At 39.7% G+C, this 20,411-nt stretch carries 19 protein-coding genes and 1 tRNA gene; 14 read left to right on the forward strand and 6 right to left on the reverse strand.

Going from position 1 to position 20,411, the window contains the following annotated elements; translation table 11 throughout:
- Positions 1–167: 167 nt before the first annotated feature.
- The gene (locus tag EMK97_RS00210; protein WP_130598326.1) at positions 168–977 is read right to left on the reverse strand and encodes a mechanosensitive ion channel family protein; all 810 of its coding nucleotides are present in this window, start codon (positions 975–977) and stop codon (positions 168–170) included.
- 219 nt (positions 978–1,196) lie between these two features.
- Between EMK97_RS00210 and EMK97_RS00215 the strand changes: the two genes are divergently transcribed.
- A complete protein-coding gene (locus tag EMK97_RS00215; RefSeq protein WP_246028840.1) occupies positions 1,197–2,057 on the forward strand; it encodes an SPFH domain-containing protein in 861 nt (286 codons plus the stop codon).
- Between the two features lie 27 nt (positions 2,058–2,084).
- The gene (locus EMK97_RS00220; RefSeq protein ID WP_130598328.1) at positions 2,085–2,279 is read left to right on the forward strand and encodes a type II toxin-antitoxin system antitoxin; all 195 of its coding nucleotides are present in this window, start codon (positions 2,085–2,087) and stop codon (positions 2,277–2,279) included.
- A 332-nt stretch (positions 2,280–2,611) separates the two neighbouring features.
- On the opposite strand, the gene EMK97_RS00225 is transcribed toward EMK97_RS00220, so the two are convergent.
- From EMK97_RS00225 to yhbY, 3 genes are all read right to left on the reverse strand, one after another.
- Complete coding sequence (locus tag EMK97_RS00225; protein ID WP_130598330.1) at positions 2,612–3,976, reverse strand: IS1182 family transposase; 1,365 nt, start codon at positions 3,974–3,976, stop codon at positions 2,612–2,614.
- A gap of 144 nt (positions 3,977–4,120) precedes the next feature.
- Positions 4,121–6,118, reverse strand: a complete 1,998-nt coding sequence (locus EMK97_RS19335) for a S8 family peptidase (protein WP_130598332.1) — start codon at positions 6,116–6,118, stop codon at positions 4,121–4,123.
- Between the two features lie 478 nt (positions 6,119–6,596).
- Positions 6,597–6,893 (reverse strand): ribosome assembly RNA-binding protein YhbY, encoded by a 297-nt coding sequence (gene yhbY, locus EMK97_RS00235; RefSeq protein WP_130598334.1) that lies wholly within the window; start codon positions 6,891–6,893, stop codon positions 6,597–6,599.
- A gap of 88 nt (positions 6,894–6,981) precedes the next feature.
- Between yhbY and rlmE the strand changes: the two genes are divergently transcribed.
- From rlmE to EMK97_RS00275, 8 genes are all read left to right on the forward strand, one after another.
- Positions 6,982–7,611: a 23S rRNA (uridine(2552)-2'-O)-methyltransferase RlmE gene (gene rlmE, locus EMK97_RS00240; RefSeq protein ID WP_130598336.1), complete on the forward strand. Its 630-nt coding sequence runs from the start codon at positions 6,982–6,984 to the stop codon at positions 7,609–7,611.
- Positions 7,612–7,766: 155 nt separating this feature from the next.
- Positions 7,767–9,749 (forward strand): ATP-dependent zinc metalloprotease FtsH, encoded by a 1,983-nt coding sequence (ftsH, locus tag EMK97_RS00245; protein ID WP_246028841.1) that lies wholly within the window; start codon positions 7,767–7,769, stop codon positions 9,747–9,749.
- 138 nt (positions 9,750–9,887) lie between these two features.
- A complete protein-coding gene (folP, locus tag EMK97_RS00250; protein ID WP_130604324.1) occupies positions 9,888–10,670 on the forward strand; it encodes a dihydropteroate synthase in 783 nt (260 codons plus the stop codon).
- A 95-nt stretch (positions 10,671–10,765) separates the two neighbouring features.
- Positions 10,766–12,103 (forward strand): phosphoglucosamine mutase, encoded by a 1,338-nt coding sequence (gene glmM, locus EMK97_RS00255; protein ID WP_130598340.1) that lies wholly within the window; start codon positions 10,766–10,768, stop codon positions 12,101–12,103.
- Positions 12,104–12,256: 153 nt separating this feature from the next.
- On the forward strand, positions 12,257–13,027 hold the full coding sequence (gene tpiA / locus EMK97_RS00260; RefSeq protein WP_130598342.1) for a triose-phosphate isomerase: 771 nt from the start codon (positions 12,257–12,259) through the stop codon (positions 13,025–13,027).
- A 5-nt stretch (positions 13,028–13,032) separates the two neighbouring features.
- A complete protein-coding gene (secG, locus tag EMK97_RS00265; RefSeq protein WP_211342294.1) occupies positions 13,033–13,416 on the forward strand; it encodes a preprotein translocase subunit SecG in 384 nt (127 codons plus the stop codon).
- 21 nt (positions 13,417–13,437) lie between these two features.
- Positions 13,438–13,523: transfer RNA gene (locus EMK97_RS00270), tRNA-Leu, on the forward strand.
- A gap of 418 nt (positions 13,524–13,941) precedes the next feature.
- Positions 13,942–15,339, forward strand: coding sequence for a sensor domain-containing diguanylate cyclase (locus tag EMK97_RS00275; RefSeq protein ID WP_130598346.1), 1,398 nt, complete (start codon positions 13,942–13,944; stop codon positions 15,337–15,339).
- 307 nt (positions 15,340–15,646) lie between these two features.
- Here the strand turns inward: EMK97_RS00275 and EMK97_RS19140 are convergent, their stop codons facing one another.
- Positions 15,647–15,853 (reverse strand): hypothetical protein, encoded by a 207-nt coding sequence (locus EMK97_RS19140; RefSeq protein WP_246028842.1) that lies wholly within the window; start codon positions 15,851–15,853, stop codon positions 15,647–15,649.
- 283 nt (positions 15,854–16,136) lie between these two features.
- Positions 16,137–16,979: a LysR family transcriptional regulator gene (locus EMK97_RS00285; RefSeq protein ID WP_130598348.1), complete on the reverse strand. Its 843-nt coding sequence runs from the start codon at positions 16,977–16,979 to the stop codon at positions 16,137–16,139.
- 132 nt (positions 16,980–17,111) lie between these two features.
- Here EMK97_RS00285 and rimK point away from each other — a divergent pair, with 132 nt between their 5' ends.
- The 4 genes from rimK to EMK97_RS00305 are packed head-to-tail and all read left to right on the forward strand — an operon-like array spanning position 17,112 to position 20,394.
- Positions 17,112–18,017, forward strand: coding sequence for a 30S ribosomal protein S6--L-glutamate ligase (gene rimK / locus EMK97_RS00290; protein ID WP_130598350.1), 906 nt, complete (start codon positions 17,112–17,114; stop codon positions 18,015–18,017).
- A 22-nt stretch (positions 18,018–18,039) separates the two neighbouring features.
- Complete coding sequence (locus tag EMK97_RS00295) at positions 18,040–19,074, forward strand: succinylglutamate desuccinylase/aspartoacylase family protein (RefSeq protein WP_130598352.1); 1,035 nt, start codon at positions 18,040–18,042, stop codon at positions 19,072–19,074.
- Positions 19,071–19,502 (forward strand): ATP-dependent zinc protease family protein, encoded by a 432-nt coding sequence (locus EMK97_RS00300; RefSeq protein ID WP_130598354.1) that lies wholly within the window; start codon positions 19,071–19,073, stop codon positions 19,500–19,502. Before EMK97_RS00295 ends, EMK97_RS00300 begins: the two co-directional genes overlap by 4 nt.
- A 22-nt stretch (positions 19,503–19,524) precedes the next feature.
- Entirely contained in the window at positions 19,525–20,394 is an 870-nt protein-coding gene (locus EMK97_RS00305) for a mechanosensitive ion channel family protein (RefSeq protein WP_130598356.1), read from the forward strand.
- Positions 20,395–20,411 lie beyond the last annotated feature (17 nt).

Below are 20,411 nucleotides of genomic sequence, written 5' to 3' on the forward strand. Positions count from 1 at the left end.
GCTGAGAGAGCAAATCATTTTTTCACTTGGTCTATACCATAAATCTTAGTATAGACCATATGCTTAATTATTCGTGTGTGCGTGTGTGTGTGTTAAACCGAACCCTTGTATGAACTATTGTATCAATAGGGGCTTATCTTGAGTGAATCAAATAAGCCCAGTTATGGTTAAGGGTTGCAATGGTTCCAGAGAGTGAAAAAATCTGAGGTTAATTTTTGCTCTATTTCAATGGCGTCTTCAGTCGGGCAAAAGATGCTAAAAGAGATTTTTATTTTACCTAAATCTGTTGTTGATACTTTTACACTTGGCTCCGGCCCTGCTATTTTCACATCAAGTCTGTTTTCAATTAAGGCATTATAACGTTCAGCGACATCCTTAAAGCCACTACAATAATCATCCGCTTTTTGTTTAAGTGAATGTATTAAATCAATTGGCATTATGCCTTTATCTTCTCGCACGATAGTAAAGGAGTGATTTACATAGCGTCGCATAAAGTTCATGTTGCGAATTGATTGCAGCATTAGCAAACTATTGGGTAAGTAAATAGTTTTTCCCGTATAGGCATAATTTTTAGTATCAATTTCTAGCAAAGTCACTTTAGCCCAATCCACTGCTGAAACTTCACCACAAGTCTCATTAACCTCTATCCAATCGCCAATTCTAAAAGGCGCACTGGTAGACAGGTAAATAAAGCCTATAAAGCATTGAATTATTTCTTTGGTGGCAATAACAATGGCAACAACAAACGCCGCAATAGATAGGGCAAATCGTTGTAACTCATTACTCCAGAGCAACATTAAAAACACCAGCAAAATGAGATTGATGGCATTGCGAATATTATTGACCAAATAGCGCTTATCTACGCCTTTTTTTCGGTATTTCTTTTTTAAAAAGTTGCTGACAACGACTTTTAAAATGCTGGCTAGAATAATTAGCCCAATCGTTACCATTAATTTTAAATTTGGATTAAATTCCATGGGAAGATGCTCAATGAATAATTTTGTGCAATGTAGTGGAAACTTAGTAAGAAGAAAACATATATTTTTTTATCAAAGCGATAGATTTTTTAATTTGCGCTAGGGGAGTTAACACTTTTGCCGCATTTCGACACTGATCATGACTTGCAAATTAATGAAAGTGAGGATATATTCTTGTGATATCACTTTGATATCATTTTTGTGTTTAAGGAGAACATTATGTCTAGTCAAGGTTTGAAAGAGAAAAAAGGCTTTTCACTCAATGGTTTTGTTGCCTTTGTGATCTTGCTGCTCGTTGTTGGTTATTTAGTTACCGAGGTAATTACTGCGCAAGTTGGCTTTGCTACTTTTGCTATTTTTGCTTTGGTTATTTTATCCTTACCAGGATTTTTTATGGTTCAGCCTAATCAAGCGAAAGTGATGACTTTCTTTGGCAGTTATGTTGGCACGGTGAAAAATAACGGTTTGCAATGGAGCATTCCCTTTTTTATTCGCAAGAATATTTCTCTTAGAATTCGTAACTTTGAATCTAACCAAATGAAGGTCAATGATAATCACGGTAACCCAATTGAAATCGCTACTGTGGTGGTTTGGTCGGTGGATGATACGGCAGAAGCGGTATTTGAAGTCGATGATTACATTAGCTTTGTTAACATACAAAGTGAATCTGCTTTGAGAAATATGGCGATAAGCTATCCTTATGATCAACATGATGGTGATGAAGTTGCCCTGAGAAGCCACCCACAAGAAGTCTCTGAAGCGCTAAAAAATGAAATTCAGCAACGATTAGAAAAAGCGGGTGTTAAGGTACATGAGGCGCGTATTAGTCATTTAGCTTATGCACCTGAAATCGCTAATGCTATGTTGCAAAGACAACAGGCGCAAGCGATTATTGCTGCGCGTAGTAAAATTGTTGATGGTGCTGTTGGCATGGTCGATATGGCACTTACACAGCTTTCTGCTAAGCAAATTGTTGAATTGGATGAAGAGCGTAAAGCTACTATGGTCAGTAATTTGTTGGTGGTTTTGTGTAGCGACCAAAATACCCAACCTATTGTCAATGCTGGCTCATTATATTGATGAAAGCTCGGTAAAAAGGAGGCTTTTATGGCAGCTAAAAAAAGTTATCCGTTAAGAATTAATCCTGATGTTTTATCGGCCATGCAGCGTTGGTCTGACGATGAGCTAAGAAGTCTTAATGCGCAAATTGAATATGTATTAAGGCAAGCACTGGTTGATGCAGGCCGTGTTAAGCTGGTACAAAAAGTCGTAACGCATGTAGAAGAGAGCAAAGATAAGTAAGCTAAGCTTCACATAAGCAGCTATAACTTATTGACTTTGTTCGATTCAGCACTATTTATTATGCAAATCTGAGGTTAAGTAATAGCGAAATCTGCGCTATATTTTCAGTTAAAACCCGATAGCACTTAAGTGTTATCGGGTTTTCAGATTACTGACAAACCCCGTCATTCTGTTCGGGGTTTGTCTTTTATGAGCAGCCGTAGGCTGCGATCTCGATATTTTTCTAGCCACGTCTTTTCTATTTTATTTGGTTTTTCTGGACTTGTTTGGGGCTTATCTTCCCTATTTGGCGTGTTAATGTCTCGAATTGAGCTTTTAAAGGGCTATCCTTTTTAGATTGCCATTATTTGGGGAATATTTGATAGCGTCATTGCTATCTTCTTCATATTTTGTGCTGCCGCAGCCATATATGCTTGCATTTGAACATTATGCTTACCTCGGTATCTTGCATACCTGTGACCATGGTGTTGCTTTGCATCAGCAAAACTTCTTTCAACGGTTTCGCATCGTCGTTTGTAAAGGTATTTACCAAGGCTTGTTAAGCGAAATTCATTAGCCCGATCTTGACTCGCAGCCATTACGTGGCGTGTTATCACTTTCTTATGACTTTTACTCTTAGTGCAATCTTTTAATTGAGGGCAATTAACGCATACCTTGGGGTCAGAATGATATTCTCGGTAACCCTCTCGACTGGTGGTCGAGTAGATTAACGTTTGCTCTTGCGGGCAGGTATACGTATCTGCTTTCTCGTCGTATTTGAAGTGCTTTTTCTTAATGGCATTCTTCGTTCGTGAAGGACGACGGTAACCAAACACCCCTTGGATGTTACGTTGTTCCAGATTAAAACAGACGGGCGCTGTGAAGTAGCCTGCATCAATACCAACAAATTCAGGGGATAGTGCAAAGCGATTTTCAATGGCATCAAGGCGAGCAATGTATGGTTGAGAATCGTGGACATTACCTGGCGTAATATGCGTATCTACAATAATGTTATAGTCGTTATCTACGGTTCTGTGGTCTAGGTAGAAAAAACCTTTTGGCTTTTCATCTCGGTGCATATAACCGCTATCACTATCGGTTTTACTTACCTTATTCCGCTTTATCTCACAATAGCCTTTATCCTTGAGTGGCTTTTTTCCAGCCGCTTTACGGTCTGCCTCCACAGCTTTGTTGATTTGCTTAATATAGGCACTGGTTGAGACGGGTTTGAGCTTGTTGGTGAACTTTCGTTTATTGGCGTTTGCTTTTAAGTGTGTGCTGTCGGTGAATAAGGCTTTGCCCCCAACTAGACCATGTTTAATGGCTTGTTGGACGATGTGATTAAATATACGTTCAAATACATCTGTGCCATTGAAACGACGAATACGATTTTGACTAAGTGTTGAGGCATCGATAACTTTCTCGGTAAGCCCCATGCGGAGAAACCATCGATACGCGACATTTACTTCGATGTCTTTGATGATTTGGCGCTCACTTTTAATACCAAATAAGTACCCAAGTAGCATAATTTTAAATAGCTGGACTGGCTCCACCGGAGGACGACCATTATCAGTGCAATATAAGTCTTTGACTTCATCTCGAATAAACTCAAAGTCAATATACTTATCGAGTTTACGAACTAGATGGTTGGCTGGAACTAACTGGTCTAGCGTGACCATTTCGAGTTCATGTTGTTGCGGGGAAGGTTCTCTTAACATGGTTAATTTTTGTAATTTTCCATGTTTTTATTAGATCAAAGTCCTAGACTACTGTCTAGGACTTTGTCATCAGTCTGAAAACCCGATAGCACTTAAGTGTTATCGGGTTTTCTTTATTTGCGTTTAGCTTGTTTTAGCTTAAGGCTAGTTTGTCCAAAGAATACGAAGTGCAGTATTGTTAAAGTTATCGTAACCACGCACCTTAATATAATATCTACCAGCAGCAGGGGAAAGCGTGCAGGTTTCTTCATTACCCGGTGTTGAGGCAAAGCAGTCGTGATCTTCCTTTGTTGGTAGTGATGATTTTTTTACCCACAAGTCGGCATCACCGCTACCACCCCAGGTTTGCACCCATAAGCCGGTTATATTTGTTGGTACGTCGGCATAAAAAACAATTTCTTCGTGATAGCTACCGCTAATATCCCAATGTGCTTGGTTATTGTGCAGTTCAATGGCATTTTCTGGCGCTTGCTCTTGATAGCTGGCCACTAGGTTTACTTGAGCAAATTGATTATAGCCCCTAACTAATATTGAATACTCGCCTTGACCTGATAGCGTACAGCTTTCATTGTTTCCCGTTAACCAAGGGCGGCAGTCGTAATTGTTTACTGTCGCTTGACCTGATTTTTTTACATATAGATCGGCATCACCAGTACCCGCAGACAGTGATATTGACACGGTATCAGCACCTGAAGGCGCGCTGAATTGGTACGCTAACTCTTCTCCTTCTTGACCTGAAATACTGATGGCTTGTGCGTTTTCTAAAACAATTGCTGGTGAGCCTTTTAGTTCATTTGCTTTCTCTATTGCCGCTAAAGCATTGACTAAACCTGCGCCACATATGGGCTGCTCTGTATTACACTGGCTGTATGGAGCAAATTGATCCGCAGTTTCTGTTAAGATGCTTTTTACTTCTGCTGGCGTTAATTCAGGTTGTTTTTCCAGCATAAGCGCAATAACACCAGCCACCTGAGGCGCAGCCATACTAGTACCGCTTTTATAACCATAACCTGATGCTATTGGTCCATTCGTGCCTGTGTTTACTGGTGCAATAATACTGCTACCTGGTGCTGTGATATCTACGGCTTCCCCTAACGGCGAATAGTTGGAATAACTGGCCTTGTCGCCACTATTATCACTTGCAGCAACGGTAATAACACCTTGACAATTAGCCGGCGATTGTTGACTGGCATCAAGGTTATTATTGCCAGCTGAGACTACTACGCTCGCTCCTTGCGCGATAGCGTAGTCAATCGCTGCTTGATAGCTACCACAAGCACTTGCACCGCCAAGACTTAAGTTGATGACTTTCGCCGGATTTGGGTTAAGCGGTAATTCATCTACTTTTTTACCTGCTGCCCAATAAATGCCATCAATTATATCTGAGCGATAACCTGTAGCACATTGCCCTAAAACTCTTACGTGTACTAAATTTGCTTTGGGGGCTATACCCATAGCGCCAATTTGATTGTTAATACTGGCTCCGGCAATGCCAGCAACATGGGTACCATGCCAACCACTGTTTTTATTGCTGCAACCTATGCCAGTACCTGGGTCGCGGGCATCACTGTCGCGTCCATCAGCATCGTTAGACAAAGATGTATAGCTGATCATGTCGTAACCATTGATAGTGCGCTCACGTGTATCGGGGTGATCGGTAAAGCCAGTATCTAAAATGGTAATATTGATTTGCTCACCTTGGGATAAATCCCAGGCATCAATGGCATTGATACCGCGATAACTGTTTTCAATACTGTACATGCTAGCGGCATAATGATCATCTGGAAGCAAGTGAGAGTAAACTAACTCATCTTCTTCAATTGCCAGTACTTGGCCATTAAGGTTTAAATCCTCAATAGTATTTTGAAGTGAAGAGAAATTTTCTGCTTCAACAAGATAATCTCCTGACGCAAGTTTTCGCTTGAATTTGAGCTTACTTTTTCCCTGATAAGAAAGGGGATTGGTTTTTGCGTTAAGTGCTTCTTGCTTATTTTTGGCCTTGTTGGGCAACAGCTTAACAATAAAGCGCTTTGTTTGAGGAGTTTTTTGCTCAACTTGCTTGGATGGTGATAATTGCTCTGCATTAGCAAGCGGGAAAAGCGCAGCAGAGATTGCACTTGCGATAATTAATTGTTTAAACATTATATTAACCTAAATATGTATTAAAAACTCAGTTAACGGGTGTGTTAACTACTTTTAGATGACATGTTCTTAGATGTTCACTATTGAAATGTTTAAAGCCGTTCAGTGATGAGCTTTTGCTAGACTAGCAAAGCTATACCAGCTAATTAGACTTCCATTTCTAAAATTATTATGTGCTTATTAAGCGATATGATTTTAAAGTCTTTTGGCTGATTGTTAAATAATATCAAAGAGTTATGCTGTGTGGTTGATATGCAGTATTTTAGTATTTTTAGTTGCTTTGAGCTGTGGGGATCTAGCGTGTATTACAGGTGTGGGCAAATGCAAACGAATGAATATGAATTTTTCAATTAAAACAGCGGGTTATAATAGTTTTATTGGCCTAGGTGCGATTTGGTATAAGCCATTGAGTAAATATAATAAAATTGTCATAAACGCTGCTTTCCTCACTAAGGTTAGCAAGGAAAGCACAAAGACGTTATAGCTTAGGAATGCTTATTTTCTTCTCTTCACTTTGACGATAAATAACTAAAGTTTTACCAATAACTTGCACTTTAGTTGCGCCAGTTTCACGACAAATAGCTTCAACAATAAGGGCTTTAGTGTCTCTATCATCGGTTGGAATTTTAACTTTAATTAATTCGTGATGGTTTAACGCATAGTCGATTTCTGCAACAACAGCTTCTGTTAGGCCATTGCTGCCTAGTAATACTACAGGTTTAAGCGAATGAGCTTCGCCTTTTAGGAATTGAATTTGTTTTTTATTTAGGTTCATTTGAAAATTTCATAACAAGTTGGCTTGAATTATCACTATTTTACCCTTATCTAGTGATTAATACTAATACTTGGGTAATTAAATATTCATGAGTAAGAAAAAACACACGGTTAGTAGTCAACGCTGGTTAGACGAACACTTTGATGATGAATATGTTAAAAAGGCACAAAAGCTTGGTTTGCGCTCTCGTGCTGTTTTTAAAATTGAAGAAATTAACAATAAAGACAAATTGATCAAACCGGGTATGAAGGTGGTTGATTTAGGTGCTGCACCTGGCGGTTGGTCAGAATATGCCAGTAAAGTGGTTGGCGATAATGGCCAAGTGGTTGCCTGTGATATTTTACCTATGGATGCCATTGCCGGCGTTGACTTTCTTGAAGGTGATTTTCGCGAAGAAGCCGTGCTTGATGCCTTATTAACGCGTATTAATGGTAAAAATATTGATGTAGTTATGTCTGATATGGCCGCTAATATGACAGGGAATGAAAGTGCTGACTCAGCGCGCAGCATGTATTTAGTCGAGCTAGCATTAGATATGTGTAGTCATGTCTTAAAAGCTAATGGCGCATTTGTGGTGAAAGTCTTTCAAGGGGCGGGCTTTGAACAATATATGAAAGAAGTCAGGTCTGTATTTAAGACAGTTAAAACGCGAAAGCCAGAGTCATCAAGAGCGCGTTCTCGGGAAGTTTATTTGGTAGCGACGGGTTACAAAGGCTAGCGTTGACTTAATTTGTAAGATGTAACTAGTTGTTAATAGCATCTAAAGTTAAATGGCGACAAGCCTTAAATTGTAGTAGATTACACGCTATAATTTTAAATGTATTATTTATAAAAATTTTTTAAGTACCAAAAGAGGTCATTAAGTTGAGCGATATGGCAAAAAATCTTATTTTATGGTTAGTTATTGCGGTTGTTTTAATGAGCGTATTTCAGAGTTTTTCTCCAAATACTGCGAATGAACAACAAATGGACTATACACGCTTTATTCAGGATGTTCGCCAAGGACAAATTCGTGATGCCAGTGTAGATAGAAATGGTGTGATTACCGGTGAAAAGCGTAGTGGTGAAGCTTATACAACTGTAATTCCAGGTGGTTATGATCGCGATTTGATTAATGATCTTGTTAAACAAGGTGTACGCGCTCAAGGTAAATTACCAGAAGAAACAAGTTTCTTAACAACGATTTTCGTTTCTTGGTTCCCAATGATCTTATTAATTGGTGTGTGGATTTTCTTCATGCGTCAAATGCAAGGCGGTGGCGGCAAAGGCGCAATGTCTTTCGGTAAAAGTAAAGCTCGCCAGTTAAACGAAGAACAAATTAAAACGACTTTTGCTGATGTTGCTGGCTGTGATGAAGCCAAAGAAGAAGTAGCAGAATTAGTTGATTATTTACGTGAACCAACACGATTCCAAAAATTAGGTGGTCGTATTCCATCAGGTATTTTATTAGTGGGTCAACCGGGTACAGGTAAAACTTTATTAGCAAAAGCCATTGCTGGTGAAGCAAAAGTACCATTTTTTACCATCTCAGGTTCAGACTTTGTTGAAATGTTTGTTGGTGTGGGTGCATCACGTGTACGTGACATGTTTGACCAAGCGAAAAAATCAGCGCCATGTATTATCTTTATCGATGAGATTGATGCCGTAGGTCGCCAGCGTGGTGCAGGTTTAGGTGGTGGTCACGATGAGCGTGAGCAAACCTTAAACCAAATGTTAGTAGAGATGGATGGTTTTGAAGGTAATGAAGGCGTTATTGTTATTGCGGCAACTAACCGTCCTGACGTACTTGACCCTGCATTACTTCGTCCGGGTCGTTTTGACCGTCAAGTTACCGTTGGTTTACCTGATATTCGTGGTCGTGAGCAAATCTTAAAAGTACATATGCGTAAAGTGCCTTTAGCAGATGATGTTAAAGCGACTGTTATTGCGCGCGGTACGCCAGGTTTCTCTGGTGCTGATTTAGCAAACTTAGTGAATGAAGCAGCATTATTTGCAGCCCGTACCTCACGTCGTGTAGTGGGTATGGCTGAGTTTGATAAAGCAAAAGATAAGATCATGATGGGCTCAGAGCGTCGCACTATGGTGATGAGTGAGTCTGAAAAAGAAATGACGGCATACCATGAAGCAGGTCACGCTATTATTGGTCGTTTAGTGCCAGATCATGACCCAGTGTATAAAGTAAGTATTATTCCTCGTGGTCGTGCCCTAGGTGTGACTATGTATTTGCCAGAGCAAGATAGATTCAGCCATTCTAAACAGCATTTAGAAAGCAATATCTCATCACTTTATGGTGGTCGTATTGCTGAAGAAGTGATTTATGGTAGCGATAAAGTCTCTACTGGTGCTTCAAACGATATTGAACGTGCCACTAATATTGCTCGTAAGATGGTAACTCAGTGGGGTCTTTCAGAGAAAATGGGGCCAATGCTTTTTGCTGAAGAAGAAGGCGAAGTTTTCTTAGGCAGAACCTCTGCTAAATCATTGCATATGTCTGATGAGACTGCTAAAGCCATTGATGATGAAATTAAAGACGTTATTGAGCGCAACTACAATAGAGCAGAAAAACTGATCAAAGATAACATGGACATTTTACATGCCATGAAAGATGCCTTAATGAAGTACGAGACCATTGATGCTCATCAGATTGATGACTTAATGGAGCGTAAAGAAGTTCGTGCCCCAGCAGATTGGGACGATAAAGGTAATAGCTCAAGTTCAAATACTAGCTCTGGTGGCGCTGCATCTAAGGAAGAAGATGAAGATTTAGCGGCGAAAGATAGCGCTTCTAAAGCTGAATCTGATGATGCGGTTAAGCCTGACTTATCAGAGCCAAAAGGTGATGGTTCAACAAGCTAAACATCACCTAGCGCAATAATCAAAAGCCTCCATGTTATTAACATCGAGGCTTTATTTTTTAGTTAAAAAAGAGAAAACAACGCCTTGTCTGTTCCAATAATCAAATCACTGCAAAGTAAAGATGCCCCCGTTCATGTGATGGGTATTTTAAATGTTACGCCTGATTCTTTTTCTGATGGTGGCAAGTTCAATCGAGTTGATGCTGCGCTTGAGCAAGCTGAATTAATGATAGCCCACGGCGCAACTATTATTGATATCGGTGGTGAATCGACCAGACCCGGCGCAAAAGAAGTGACTGAGCAAGATGAACTAGCACGAGTAATTCCGCTATTAAAAGCCATTAAATCACGTTTTGATATCTGTGTGTCTATTGATACCAGTAAAGCTGCGGTTATGGCTGAGTCAATAGCGCAAGGGGCAGATATTATTAATGATGTGCGAGCATTGCAAAATCAGGGCTGTATTGAAGCGGTAGCGCAAAGTGATGTGCCTGTGTGTTTGATGCATATGCAAGGCTTACCTCGCACCATGCAAGAAAATCCGCACTATGATGATGTTATTAATGATATCATGGCGTTTTTCAAGCAGCGTATTGACGTTTGTGAGCAAGCAGGTATTGGCAAAGATAGGTTGATACTTGATCCCGGTTTTGGCTTTGGTAAAACGCTACAACAGAATTATCAATTGCTGGCTAATTTAAGTAAATTTTCAAGCTTAGGTTTACCAATACTGTCTGGTACATCGAGAAAGTCGATGATAGGTAATTTACTTGAACGTGAAGTAAACGAGCGTTTAGCCGGCAGTTTAACCACGGCAGTTTTGGCGGCACAGCAAGGAGCAAAAATAATTAGAGTACATGATGTACAAGAAACAGTAGATGCCTTGAAAGTTTTATCTACAACGAATCAATATCAAAACTAGTGTTATTAATGCTAGTTAAAAGAATTAATCACTTATTTGTCGTTTTGCCTTCTTAATTAAGGCGACAGTAAAGTGCAACGAAATGAGGAAATATAATGTCAAATCGTAAATATTTTGGTACCGATGGTGTGCGCGGTTTAGTTGGTCAATACCCAATTACGCCTGAGTTTGTTATGAAGTTAGGTTACGCGGCAGGTAAAGTGCTTGCTGCCCAAGGAACAAAAAAGGTATTGATAGGTAAAGATACCCGTATTTCAGGTTATATGCTTGAATCTGCACTAGAAGCGGGCTTTTCAGCAGCCGGTGTTGATATTGGTTTATTAGGCCCTATGCCAACACCAGGTATTGCTTATTTAACAAAAACATTTCGTGCTGAAGCAGGCATTGTTATTAGCGCATCACATAACCCGTTTTACGATAATGGTATTAAGTTTTTCTCTCAAGATGGGCAAAAGTTACCTGATGAAGTTGAGTTAGCCATTGAAGCAGAGCTTGATCAAGCCATGGGCTGTGTTGAATCTGCCAAGCTAGGTAAAGCTACACGTATTAATGATGCGGCAGGGCGTTATATTGAATTTTGTAAAAGTAACTTCCCAAGCCAATTATCTCTGCAAGGTCTAAATATTGTTGTTGATTGTGCGCATGGTGCAACCTATCACATTGCACCGAATGTCTTTAGAGAGTTAGGCGCTAATGTTATTGAATTAGCAACAGCGCCAAATGGTACCAATATCAATGATGGCTGTGGTGCAACTTCTATGGATATGATCAGTAAAGCTGTGGTTGAGCATAACGCTAATTTAGGTATCGCCCTTGATGGTGACGGTGATCGCCTAATGATGGTTGATCACACAGGCCATGTTATTGATGGCGATGAAGCCGTGTATATTATCGCTTGTAATGACTTAAAATCAGGCACCTTAGAAGGTGGTGTAGTTGGCACCTTGATGAGTAATATGGGCTTAGAACTCGCACTTGCTGAGCTAGATATTCCATTTGCTCGCAGTAAAGTGGGTGACAGATATGTTATGGAAATGCTAGGTGAAAAAGGTTGGCAGCTTGGCGCTGAAAACTCAGGTCATATTATTAACCTAAATCACACATCAACGGGCGACGGTATTATTGCGGCACTTAATGTATTAACTGCGGTATGTCAGCATAACAAATCATTGTTCGAACTTCGCCAAGGTATGACTATGCTGCCACAAGTTTTAGTCAATGTGCGCTTTGCAGGCGATAGCGACCCGCTTAATAATGAGCAAGTATTAGCGGAAGTAGAAAAAGTAAATGGTCAATTATCAGGCCGTGGTCGGGTATTACTGAGAAAGTCTGGTACTGAGCCATTAATTCGCGTTATGGTGGAAGGCCCTGAGCAAGAAGAAGTGACCGCATTAGCAAATCAAATTGCTGATGTAGTAAAGCAAGTAAGCTAAAAAGCTAGACTTCTTCATAGTTTACTTACTTTTACGCCAGTTCGAGTAAAAAGCGAGCAAATGGCAAAAGATATCTTGTTATTTACTTGTATCTTTTGCTCAGGTTAGTTAATATCTCGCGGCTTCATTTTAGCAATGAACCGAGGAAGAAAAATGACAAGACGAGCAATTGTTGCCGCTAATTGGAAAATGAACGGTAATTTAACTTTAGTTAATGACATGGTAACAGGGTTTTCTGATATCTCATTAGCTGAGAATGTTGATGTTGTGATCTGTCCAAGCTTTCCTTATTTATCAGAGTTTTCACGTGCTGTTGAAGCAAAGCAATTGCCAAGTAATGTTTATCTTGGTAGCCAAAATGTAAGTGAACAGCAAAGTGGCGCATTTACGGGAGAAGTTTCAACAAGTATGTTGAAAGAGTTCTCGGTAAGTTATGTTATAGTTGGACACTCTGAACGTAGAAGTTTATATAAAGAAACCTCTACTTTAGTTGCTCATAAAGTTAAAGCTGCGCTTGAAGCAGGGGTAACACCAATTTTATGTATTGGTGAAAGCGAAAGTGAACGAGCAACTGAGCAAACAGAAACTGTGCTTGCCTCGCAATTACAACCGGTAATTGATGAAGTAGGCATTGAAGCGTTTGCTAATTTAGTTGTAGCCTATGAGCCAGTGTGGGCGATAGGTACAGGTAAAACTGCTTCAAGCGAAATGGCGCAAGAAACTCATCAGTTTATTCGCCAATTTTTAGCACAAAGTAATGAAGAAGTTGCAGCTAAGGTGCCGTTACTATACGGTGGTAGCGTTAATGCAACTAACAGTGAAGAATTATTCGCACAAGCTGATATAGACGGTGGTTTAATCGGCGGTGCAAGTTTAAAGGTTGAGCAATTTAAAGCAATTTGCTTAGCAGCTAAAGGAAAATAGAAATGTTGTATCAAGTTTTAATTATCGCTTACGTATTAATTGCGTTAGCCCTTATTGGTTTAGTATTAATCCAACAAGGTAAAGGTGCTGATATGGGCGCATCATTTGGTGCAGGTTCATCAGCTACAGTATTTGGTTCAAGTGGTTCGGGTAACTTCTTAACCAAAGCAACAACTTACCTAGCGATTGCGTTTTTTGCGATTAGCTTAATTTTAGGTAACTTAACCGCTAACCGTACTAAAGCGGTTGATGAGTGGAACAACTTAAGCGCGCCAACGACTGAAGCGGTTGATGCTATCCCTAGCGAAAGCGTAGAGCCTAAAAATAGTGATGTACCTGGCTCTGGTGACACAGCTAAGAAAGAAGAAAACAGCGAAGTACCAAACTAAGATACGCTGAAAAATAGTTATGCGGATGTGGCGGAATTGGTAGACGCGCCATCTTGAGGGGGTGGTGAGCTATGCTCGTGTGGGTTCAAGTCCCACCATCCGCACCACTTATAAACAAAGGGTTGTAGAGATACAGCCCTTTTTTATTGCTAATTTTCCTGAAAAACGTCCCATTTCCGTCCCATAATACAATATTGGCTATTTCAAATAAGCAGTATCAGTAAATATGAAAGGTTATAGCCATCACTCTTGACCTCACAAATCAGTTCAAGCTTTTATCTAAGCTGTAAACACATCCTTGATGATTTGCAGCCAAACAGAATATCCTGTTCTGTTGCTCAGCCTAACCAAGCTGCGTGCTTGTTGCACTTAAAACGCCTGATTTGACATTTTGGTTGAAAACTTGCTCAGTAGAGTAGGGAGTGAAATAACAAGAAGCTTGATTACACTTGGCTAAATCATTTACTACACTTTAATGCGAGTATTATAGTAATGTAGAGCTACAGTTCATGATCAGGGTTGTATATGGAAAATAATGGCAGCTATTTGGAAAAAGAACTTTATCAATTAATCAAAACGGACACTAGGGTTTTTGATTTTCTTCAAGAGGGAGCGCTTGATGGTCTTTGGTACTGGGATATAGACAACCCAGAAAACGAGTGGATGAATAAGCGCTTCTGGGAAGTATTAGGTTATGATCCAAGCGAAAAGAAGCACTTAGCCTCAGAGTGGCAAGATATTATTAATCAGGATGATTTAAAGGTGGCACTCGATAATTTTGAAAAGCATTGTCTAGATAAAGAGCAGCCATACGATCAAGTGGTTAGATATAAGCATAAAAATGGCTCCACGGTATGGATTCGCTGTCGCGGCATTGCCATTAGAGATAATGATGGGCGCCCTAAGCGCATGTTAGGCACTCATATTGATATTACCCGGTTAAAAGAGGCTGAGGCTAGGTATCAACGCAATCTTTCTGAGCTTGATAAGCACTATGCTATTACTAAATTAGCGCTGGAGCAAAGTGAGTTGCTATTTGAAATGGCGCCAGATGCTAATTTACAGGTTGATGTACAAGGCCATATTATTAAGGCGAATATTCAAGCAGAAAAGCTTTTTGGCTATTCAAAAGCTGAACTTGAACAAATGAATGTTTCTGATTTAATTCCTAAAGGTATTTCCGCCAATCATAACAAAAATATTCAAACGTACTTTAAGCAAGGTGGCGCTCGAAAAATGGGCGCCGAGCGAGGAAAAATGGCGGCATTGCGCCGAGATGGACAAGCGTTACAGGTTGAAATTACCTTAAATTTAATCTCAACTGCCTATGGTGATTATGCGCTAGCTACGATTCGTGATATGACTAAAATAGAGGCCTTGATTACCTCTTTAGAAGGGCAAATTGCCGAAAACAAGAAGCTAGAAGAGCTTACTTTAATTGATCCTTTAACGAAAATTTATAATCAAAGGCATTTTGAACAAGCACTAAAAAAAGAGTTTGCCTCAAACGCTAGGTATAGCCAGCCACTCTCTTTAATTCTGATTGATATCGACTATTTTAAAGCGGTTAATGATAAATACGGGCACTCATCAGGGAATGAGGTGTTGATTGAATTGCCGAGTCTTATCAATCAATTTACCCGATACGGAGATACCTTAGCGCGAGTGGGCGGCGAGGAGTTTGCGTTAATTTTACCGCATTGTGATAAAGAGTCTGCCTTGGTATTAGCTGAAAGGATTGTTTTTGAAGCAGAGCAACACGCCTTTAAATTAAGTTGTGGTAATACTCTCAAGTTAACCTTAAGTCTCGGCGTTACGCAACTATACGAAGGTGATACCGATGAACATGCGCTTTTTGAAAGAGCAGATAAAGCATTATATGAGTCTAAATCTTTAGGGCGAAATAGAGTGACGACGATTTAACGTTTGAGGTTAACTGAAAAGCCCCACGTTGTGCTGTTAACTGTGGGGCTATAGGTGATGTAATCTGCTTTAAGGTTGTTGGTATTAAAGTGTATTTTTATATATTTTTCCGTTTTTCATCATTAAAGCAAAGTTTTCTTTTGGATTAGCCACTAAGTTTAAGTCTTTTAATGGCTTACCATTTACTAGGATAATATCAGCATAGGCGCTTGCTTTTATAACCCCTAGAGAGCCATTAGGGTATGGCGAGCGTGGACCCGATAACGCTAACAGCTCACCTGCGGTTGAGGTCGTTTGTCTTAGTGCTTCAACAGGGGTAAACCAGCGAGAGAGTTTCGAATTGCTTTCCTTGTTTTTCGGCTAATTCAGGGTCAAATAAGGTATCTGTCCCGAAAACAAGCTTTACGCCAAGTTTTTTCGCTAATTGATAGACACGCTCGGTACCTTTGGTGACTTCAATATATTTTTGACGACTAATACCAAGTGAAATAATTATTTCACTTGGTATAAACATAAATTTTTAACCCTCATTGTTTAGGCGATTTAGAAAATGCCTGATTGTGTCCATTCATAAATAAAGTTAGGTACAGTTGGCGTAATACTATAGCTAATCACAGCAACGGTAATTATATAACTGTGCTTTGAACCTATGAAATCGTAAATCAATATAGTAGCTAAAACAATGACGGCCTAAGATTACACAATAGACAGTGCAAATTTTTTTAAACTTAATGGTTTAAATTATCTAATCAATTAATATTATTTATTAAGTTGTAAAAATTAATTAAATAATCTTGTTAATTTCTCACGTAAGGAAACAGCATTAGGGCATCTTGAATAAGTGTGGTTTTATGACTTTTTGCCAAATAAATAGCGTAAATATCACGTCCGTACTCTGGCGCTCCTACAACTGGGTGTAGCTTGCCTTTTCTAATATGCTCAAAGCTCATTTGCCTGGGCAAATAGGCACAGCCTGATGCTTCTAGAATAAAATTTAGCGCTATTCTCGGTTGGCTCATATTATGGCGAATGGCATTGCTTTCCCTGTGAGCTCGCATAATTTGACTATTCACTGATTCGCCATAGTCAACCATCACCATATTATTTACTTGGTGCAGTGCTAAATCTTTTTCTGTAGAGACAAGCTGTAAAGGAACTGTGGCCACTTTCTCACTGATGATGTCTTCAATAAAGGGCGGCTCAAACAAAAAAGCAATATCAACCATACGGCTGATCACTTGTTTTCGTAACTCTAAAGGTGAGTAGGTTTGTGTGTACAGGTGGACATCGTCTAAGTTGCGATGTATTTTTTGCAGCCAATCTTGTAATACTATGTCCCAGATTGACATCATTGAACCAACAAATAACTGTGATGAGCTGGACTCAGCAATGCCGACATCTTGCTTGAGTTTTTGCCACATGATGATCATTTCATTGGCATGCTTGACTAGTCTGTGGCCTTCAGCGGTTAGTTTTAAACGTTTTTGCGTGCGATCGAATAGCAAAACCCCTAATTCTTCTTCCAATTGCTTGATTCTGCTGCTGATAGCCGCTTGAGTTAGATACAAGTTTTCTGCCGCCACTCTAACATGCAGCGTTTGGCTAACCTCTAAAAAGGTGGTAAGCAACTCAATCTTCATATAATCATTCCTTTAATAAAATAATTTTATCAATTAGCTGCTTTTATTTTGATTCTCTTTTTAAAAATTTTCAACTAAATTTAATTACATCAGTAAGCAAAGCGCTTAACGCGCGTAAGAAGGAATTAAAACATGAAAATAGCCATTTTATCTCGTAACAAAAATTTATACTCAACTCGCCGCTTAAAAGAAGCGAGCTTAGAACGTGGTCATGAGGTAGACATTATTGATACCTTGCATTGCTATATGGATATTACCAGCAATCGACCAACGGTACGTTTTCACGGTGAAGAGTTACCTAAATATGATGCCATTATTCCTAGAATTGGTGCATCCGTTACCTTTTACGGTACTGCGGTTGCTAGACAATTTGAAATGATGGGCACCTTTAATATTAACGAGTCAGTCGCCATTAGTCGCTCTCGGGATAAGTTAAGGTCTTTGCAGTTACTATCACGTAAAGGCATTGGGTTGCCGCGTACTGGTTTTGCTAGTAAACCCGACAATATTAAAGACTTAATTAAAAATGTTGGTGGGGCGCCACTGGTGATTAAGTTATTAGAGGGGACTCAAGGTATTGGCGTGGTATTGGCTGACACCTCAAAGGCTGCGGAAAGTATTATTGAAGCCTTTATGGGCTTAAAGGCGAATATTTTAGTGCAAGAATATGTAAAAGAAGCAGGTGGTGCTGATATTCGCTGTTTAGTGGTTGGTGGCCGTGTTGTTGCAGCAATGAAGCGTCAAGGCGCAGAAGGTGAGTTTAGATCGAATTTACATCGTGGTGGCAGTGCAGAGATAGTGAAGTTAACCAAGGAAGAGCGCGCTACGGCGGTAAATGCTGCCAAGGTGATGGGATTAAACTTCTGTGGTGTCGATTTATTGCGCTCACACAATGGTCCTATGGTGATGGAAGTTAATTCATCACCTGGGTTAGAAGGTATTGAAACAGCAACGGGTTTAGATGTTGCTGGCAAAGTAATTGAGTTTTTGGAAAAGAATGCCAAGTTCAATGCCACTAAGACCAAAGGGCAAGGCTAATTGAGCTTGATTAGGAGTGACAATGGATAGCTTAAAAATTGGCGAGCATGTTGTTTTGCCAGGGCAAACTAAAAAAATAGATTTACCTGTTGCTAAGCTTTATACCGATGCTGATGTAAACTTGCCTGTTTATATTATTCGGGGCAAAAAGCCAGGGTGTACTATTTTTGTTAGTGCTGCGGTACATGGCGACGAGCTTAATGGCATTGAAATTATTCGCCGTTTAATTAACTTAAAGGGTTTTAAAATTTCAGCTGGTACCCTTATTGCTGTGCCTATGGTTAATGTTTATGGTGTGGTTAATCAAAGCCGCTATATGCCAGATAGACGAGATTTAAACCGCAGCTTTCCCGGCTCGTCTAAAGGCTCATTAGCGGCACGTGTAGCGAATATCTTTTTGCAAGAAATTGTTAGCCATTGTGACTATGGTATCGATTTACATACTGGTGCTGTGCATCGCTCTAATTTACCGCAAATTAGAGCGCATTTAGCCGATGAGCAAACTTTAGCACTGGCAAAGGCATTTGGTGCCCCGGTAATTTTAAATTCAGATATTATTGAAGGTTCGTTACGTGATGCCGCGGTAAACAGTAATACCAAAGTGCTGTTATATGAAGCTGGTGAAGCGCTACGCTTTGATGAGTTTTCTATTCGAGCAGGCATTAAAGGTATTGTTAATGTGCTTAAACATTTAAAAATGATGCCCAAAGGCAGAGTGAGTAAAAAGATCACCAGTCAGTTTGTTGCTAACAACAGTGGTTGGGTTAGAGCAACCAGTAGTGGTATTGTCAGCCATCATTTTGGCCTGGGCGATCAAGTGAAAAAAGGCGAAGTATTAGCCGATATTGGCAGCCCGTATGGTGAATTATTGGGCACTGTGTTAGCGCATAAAAGTGGCGTGATTATTGGTAAGCAAAATATTCCCTTAGTGCAAGAAGGTGAAGCCATGTATCACATTGCTTATTTTAAAGAAGACGATGAAGCCATTGCTGAGCATATTGAGTTGGTTGCAGAAGAACTTGTCAATCGCTTTGAGTCTACAGAGGAGTTATTATGACAGAGAGGATGATTATAGGGCATATTGAAAATATTGACTTACCTAAGCTCGGTATTAAACAACTGACGGTAAGGGTAGATACGGGGGCGCAAACATCGTCCCTGCATGTTGATAACATTCAACGTACGTCTATTGATAACAAACCTGCGGTTTTATTTGATATTCACCCAGAAATTCATGATGTTGATAAAAAGGTCAGGTGTACGGCATTATTACATGATGTTAGAAAGGTGAAGTCATCTAATGGTCAAAGTGAGCAGCGTTATGTTATTAAAACACCAGCCAAGCTTGGTGAACATGCCTGGAATATTGAAATCACCTTAACGGATAGATCTGATATGACCTATTTGATGTTATTAGGCAGGCAAGCCTTAAGTGATCATTTTTATATTGATGCGGCCAATGCTTTTGTCGCATCACACGGTTAACTATATTTGCTTGGAGATAAGTATGTTAGAGCAATTGAAACACTGGTTAAATTATCCTTTATTTACCTTTAATGAGCGTGTGATAACGCTCATTGAAGTATTGGCTGTGCCGATTTGGTTAATTGTCAGTATTCTGCTTGCTAACTTTTTAATTACTAAGCTAGGTAAGAAATTACAAAGTAAAAATAAAGATCCCAACGTAATCCATTTGGTACAAAGGCTTTTATATATAGTGGTGTTGGCCGTTATCTTTATTACCACCTTGTCGATGTTAAATGTACCTATTACCGCATTTGCCTTTTTATCTGGGGCTATTGCCATAGGCTTTGGTTTTGGCGCGCAAAATATTATTAATAACTTTATTAGTGGCTGGATATTAATGGGAGAAAAACCCATACGTATTGGTGACTTTTTAGAAGTTGAAGGCGTAAAAGGTATTGTTGAAGAGATAAACACTCGTTCTACCCGAGTAAGACGTGTTGACGGGGTGCATATGTTGATCCCTAATAGCAAATTATTAGAAAATACTGTGATTAACTGGACACTTAGAGACAAACTGATCCGAGGTACAGTTTCCGTTGGCGTTGCCTATGGCAGTGATTGTCATTTAGTGAAAACCATTATGCTAGATATTGCTAATGAGCAAAAAGAAACCTTAGATGAACATGGCCGTGAGCCACAAGTTTTTTTTCAAGAGTTTGGTGATAATGCCTTAATATTTGAATTGTATTTTTGGATTAACTCTCAAGTAGAAGGGGGCTTACGCTTGGTGGCCAGTAATATTCGTTTTGATTTGGATAAGGCCTTTAAAGAGCACGAGGTAGTGGTTGCCTTCCCTCAACGAGATGTTCACCTTGATGGTACGCTTAACATTATTAAGACATTGCAATAGCGAAATTTGAGGTTAAG

The organism is Litorilituus sediminis (assembly GCF_004295665.1).
GTDB classification, from domain to species: Bacteria; Pseudomonadota; Gammaproteobacteria; order Enterobacterales; family Alteromonadaceae; genus Colwellia; species Colwellia sediminis.

Excerpts from the sequence above, each read along its gene's own strand:
- EMK97_RS00210 (WP_130598326.1), bottom strand. The coding sequence starts at position 977 with ATGGAATTTAATCCAAATTTAAAATTAATGGTAACGATTGGGCTAATT.
- EMK97_RS00215 (WP_246028840.1), top strand. The coding sequence starts at position 1,197 with ATGTCTAGTCAAGGTTTGAAAGAGAAAAAAGGCTTTTCACTCAATGGT.
- EMK97_RS00220 (WP_130598328.1), top strand. The coding sequence starts at position 2,085 with ATGGCAGCTAAAAAAAGTTATCCGTTAAGAATTAATCCTGATGTTTTA.
- EMK97_RS00225 (WP_130598330.1), bottom strand. The coding sequence starts at position 3,976 with ATGTTAAGAGAACCTTCCCCGCAACAACATGAACTCGAAATGGTCACG.
- EMK97_RS19335 (WP_130598332.1), bottom strand. The coding sequence starts at position 6,118 with ATGTTTAAACAATTAATTATCGCAAGTGCAATCTCTGCTGCGCTTTTC.
- yhbY (WP_130598334.1), bottom strand. The coding sequence starts at position 6,893 with ATGAACCTAAATAAAAAACAAATTCAATTCCTAAAAGGCGAAGCTCAT.
- rlmE (WP_130598336.1), top strand. The coding sequence starts at position 6,982 with ATGAGTAAGAAAAAACACACGGTTAGTAGTCAACGCTGGTTAGACGAA.
- ftsH (WP_246028841.1), top strand. The coding sequence starts at position 7,767 with ATGGCAAAAAATCTTATTTTATGGTTAGTTATTGCGGTTGTTTTAATG.
- folP (WP_130604324.1), top strand. The coding sequence starts at position 9,888 with ATGGGTATTTTAAATGTTACGCCTGATTCTTTTTCTGATGGTGGCAAG.
- glmM (WP_130598340.1), top strand. The coding sequence starts at position 10,766 with ATGTCAAATCGTAAATATTTTGGTACCGATGGTGTGCGCGGTTTAGTT.
- tpiA (WP_130598342.1), top strand. The coding sequence starts at position 12,257 with ATGACAAGACGAGCAATTGTTGCCGCTAATTGGAAAATGAACGGTAAT.
- EMK97_RS00275 (WP_130598346.1), top strand. The coding sequence starts at position 13,942 with ATGGAAAATAATGGCAGCTATTTGGAAAAAGAACTTTATCAATTAATC.
- EMK97_RS19140 (WP_246028842.1), bottom strand. The coding sequence starts at position 15,853 with ATGTTTATACCAAGTGAAATAATTATTTCACTTGGTATTAGTCGTCAA.
- EMK97_RS00285 (WP_130598348.1), bottom strand. The coding sequence starts at position 16,979 with ATGAAGATTGAGTTGCTTACCACCTTTTTAGAGGTTAGCCAAACGCTG.
- rimK (WP_130598350.1), top strand. The coding sequence starts at position 17,112 with ATGAAAATAGCCATTTTATCTCGTAACAAAAATTTATACTCAACTCGC.
- EMK97_RS00295 (WP_130598352.1), top strand. The coding sequence starts at position 18,040 with ATGGATAGCTTAAAAATTGGCGAGCATGTTGTTTTGCCAGGGCAAACT.
- EMK97_RS00300 (WP_130598354.1), top strand. The coding sequence starts at position 19,071 with ATGACAGAGAGGATGATTATAGGGCATATTGAAAATATTGACTTACCT.
- EMK97_RS00305 (WP_130598356.1), top strand. The coding sequence starts at position 19,525 with ATGTTAGAGCAATTGAAACACTGGTTAAATTATCCTTTATTTACCTTT.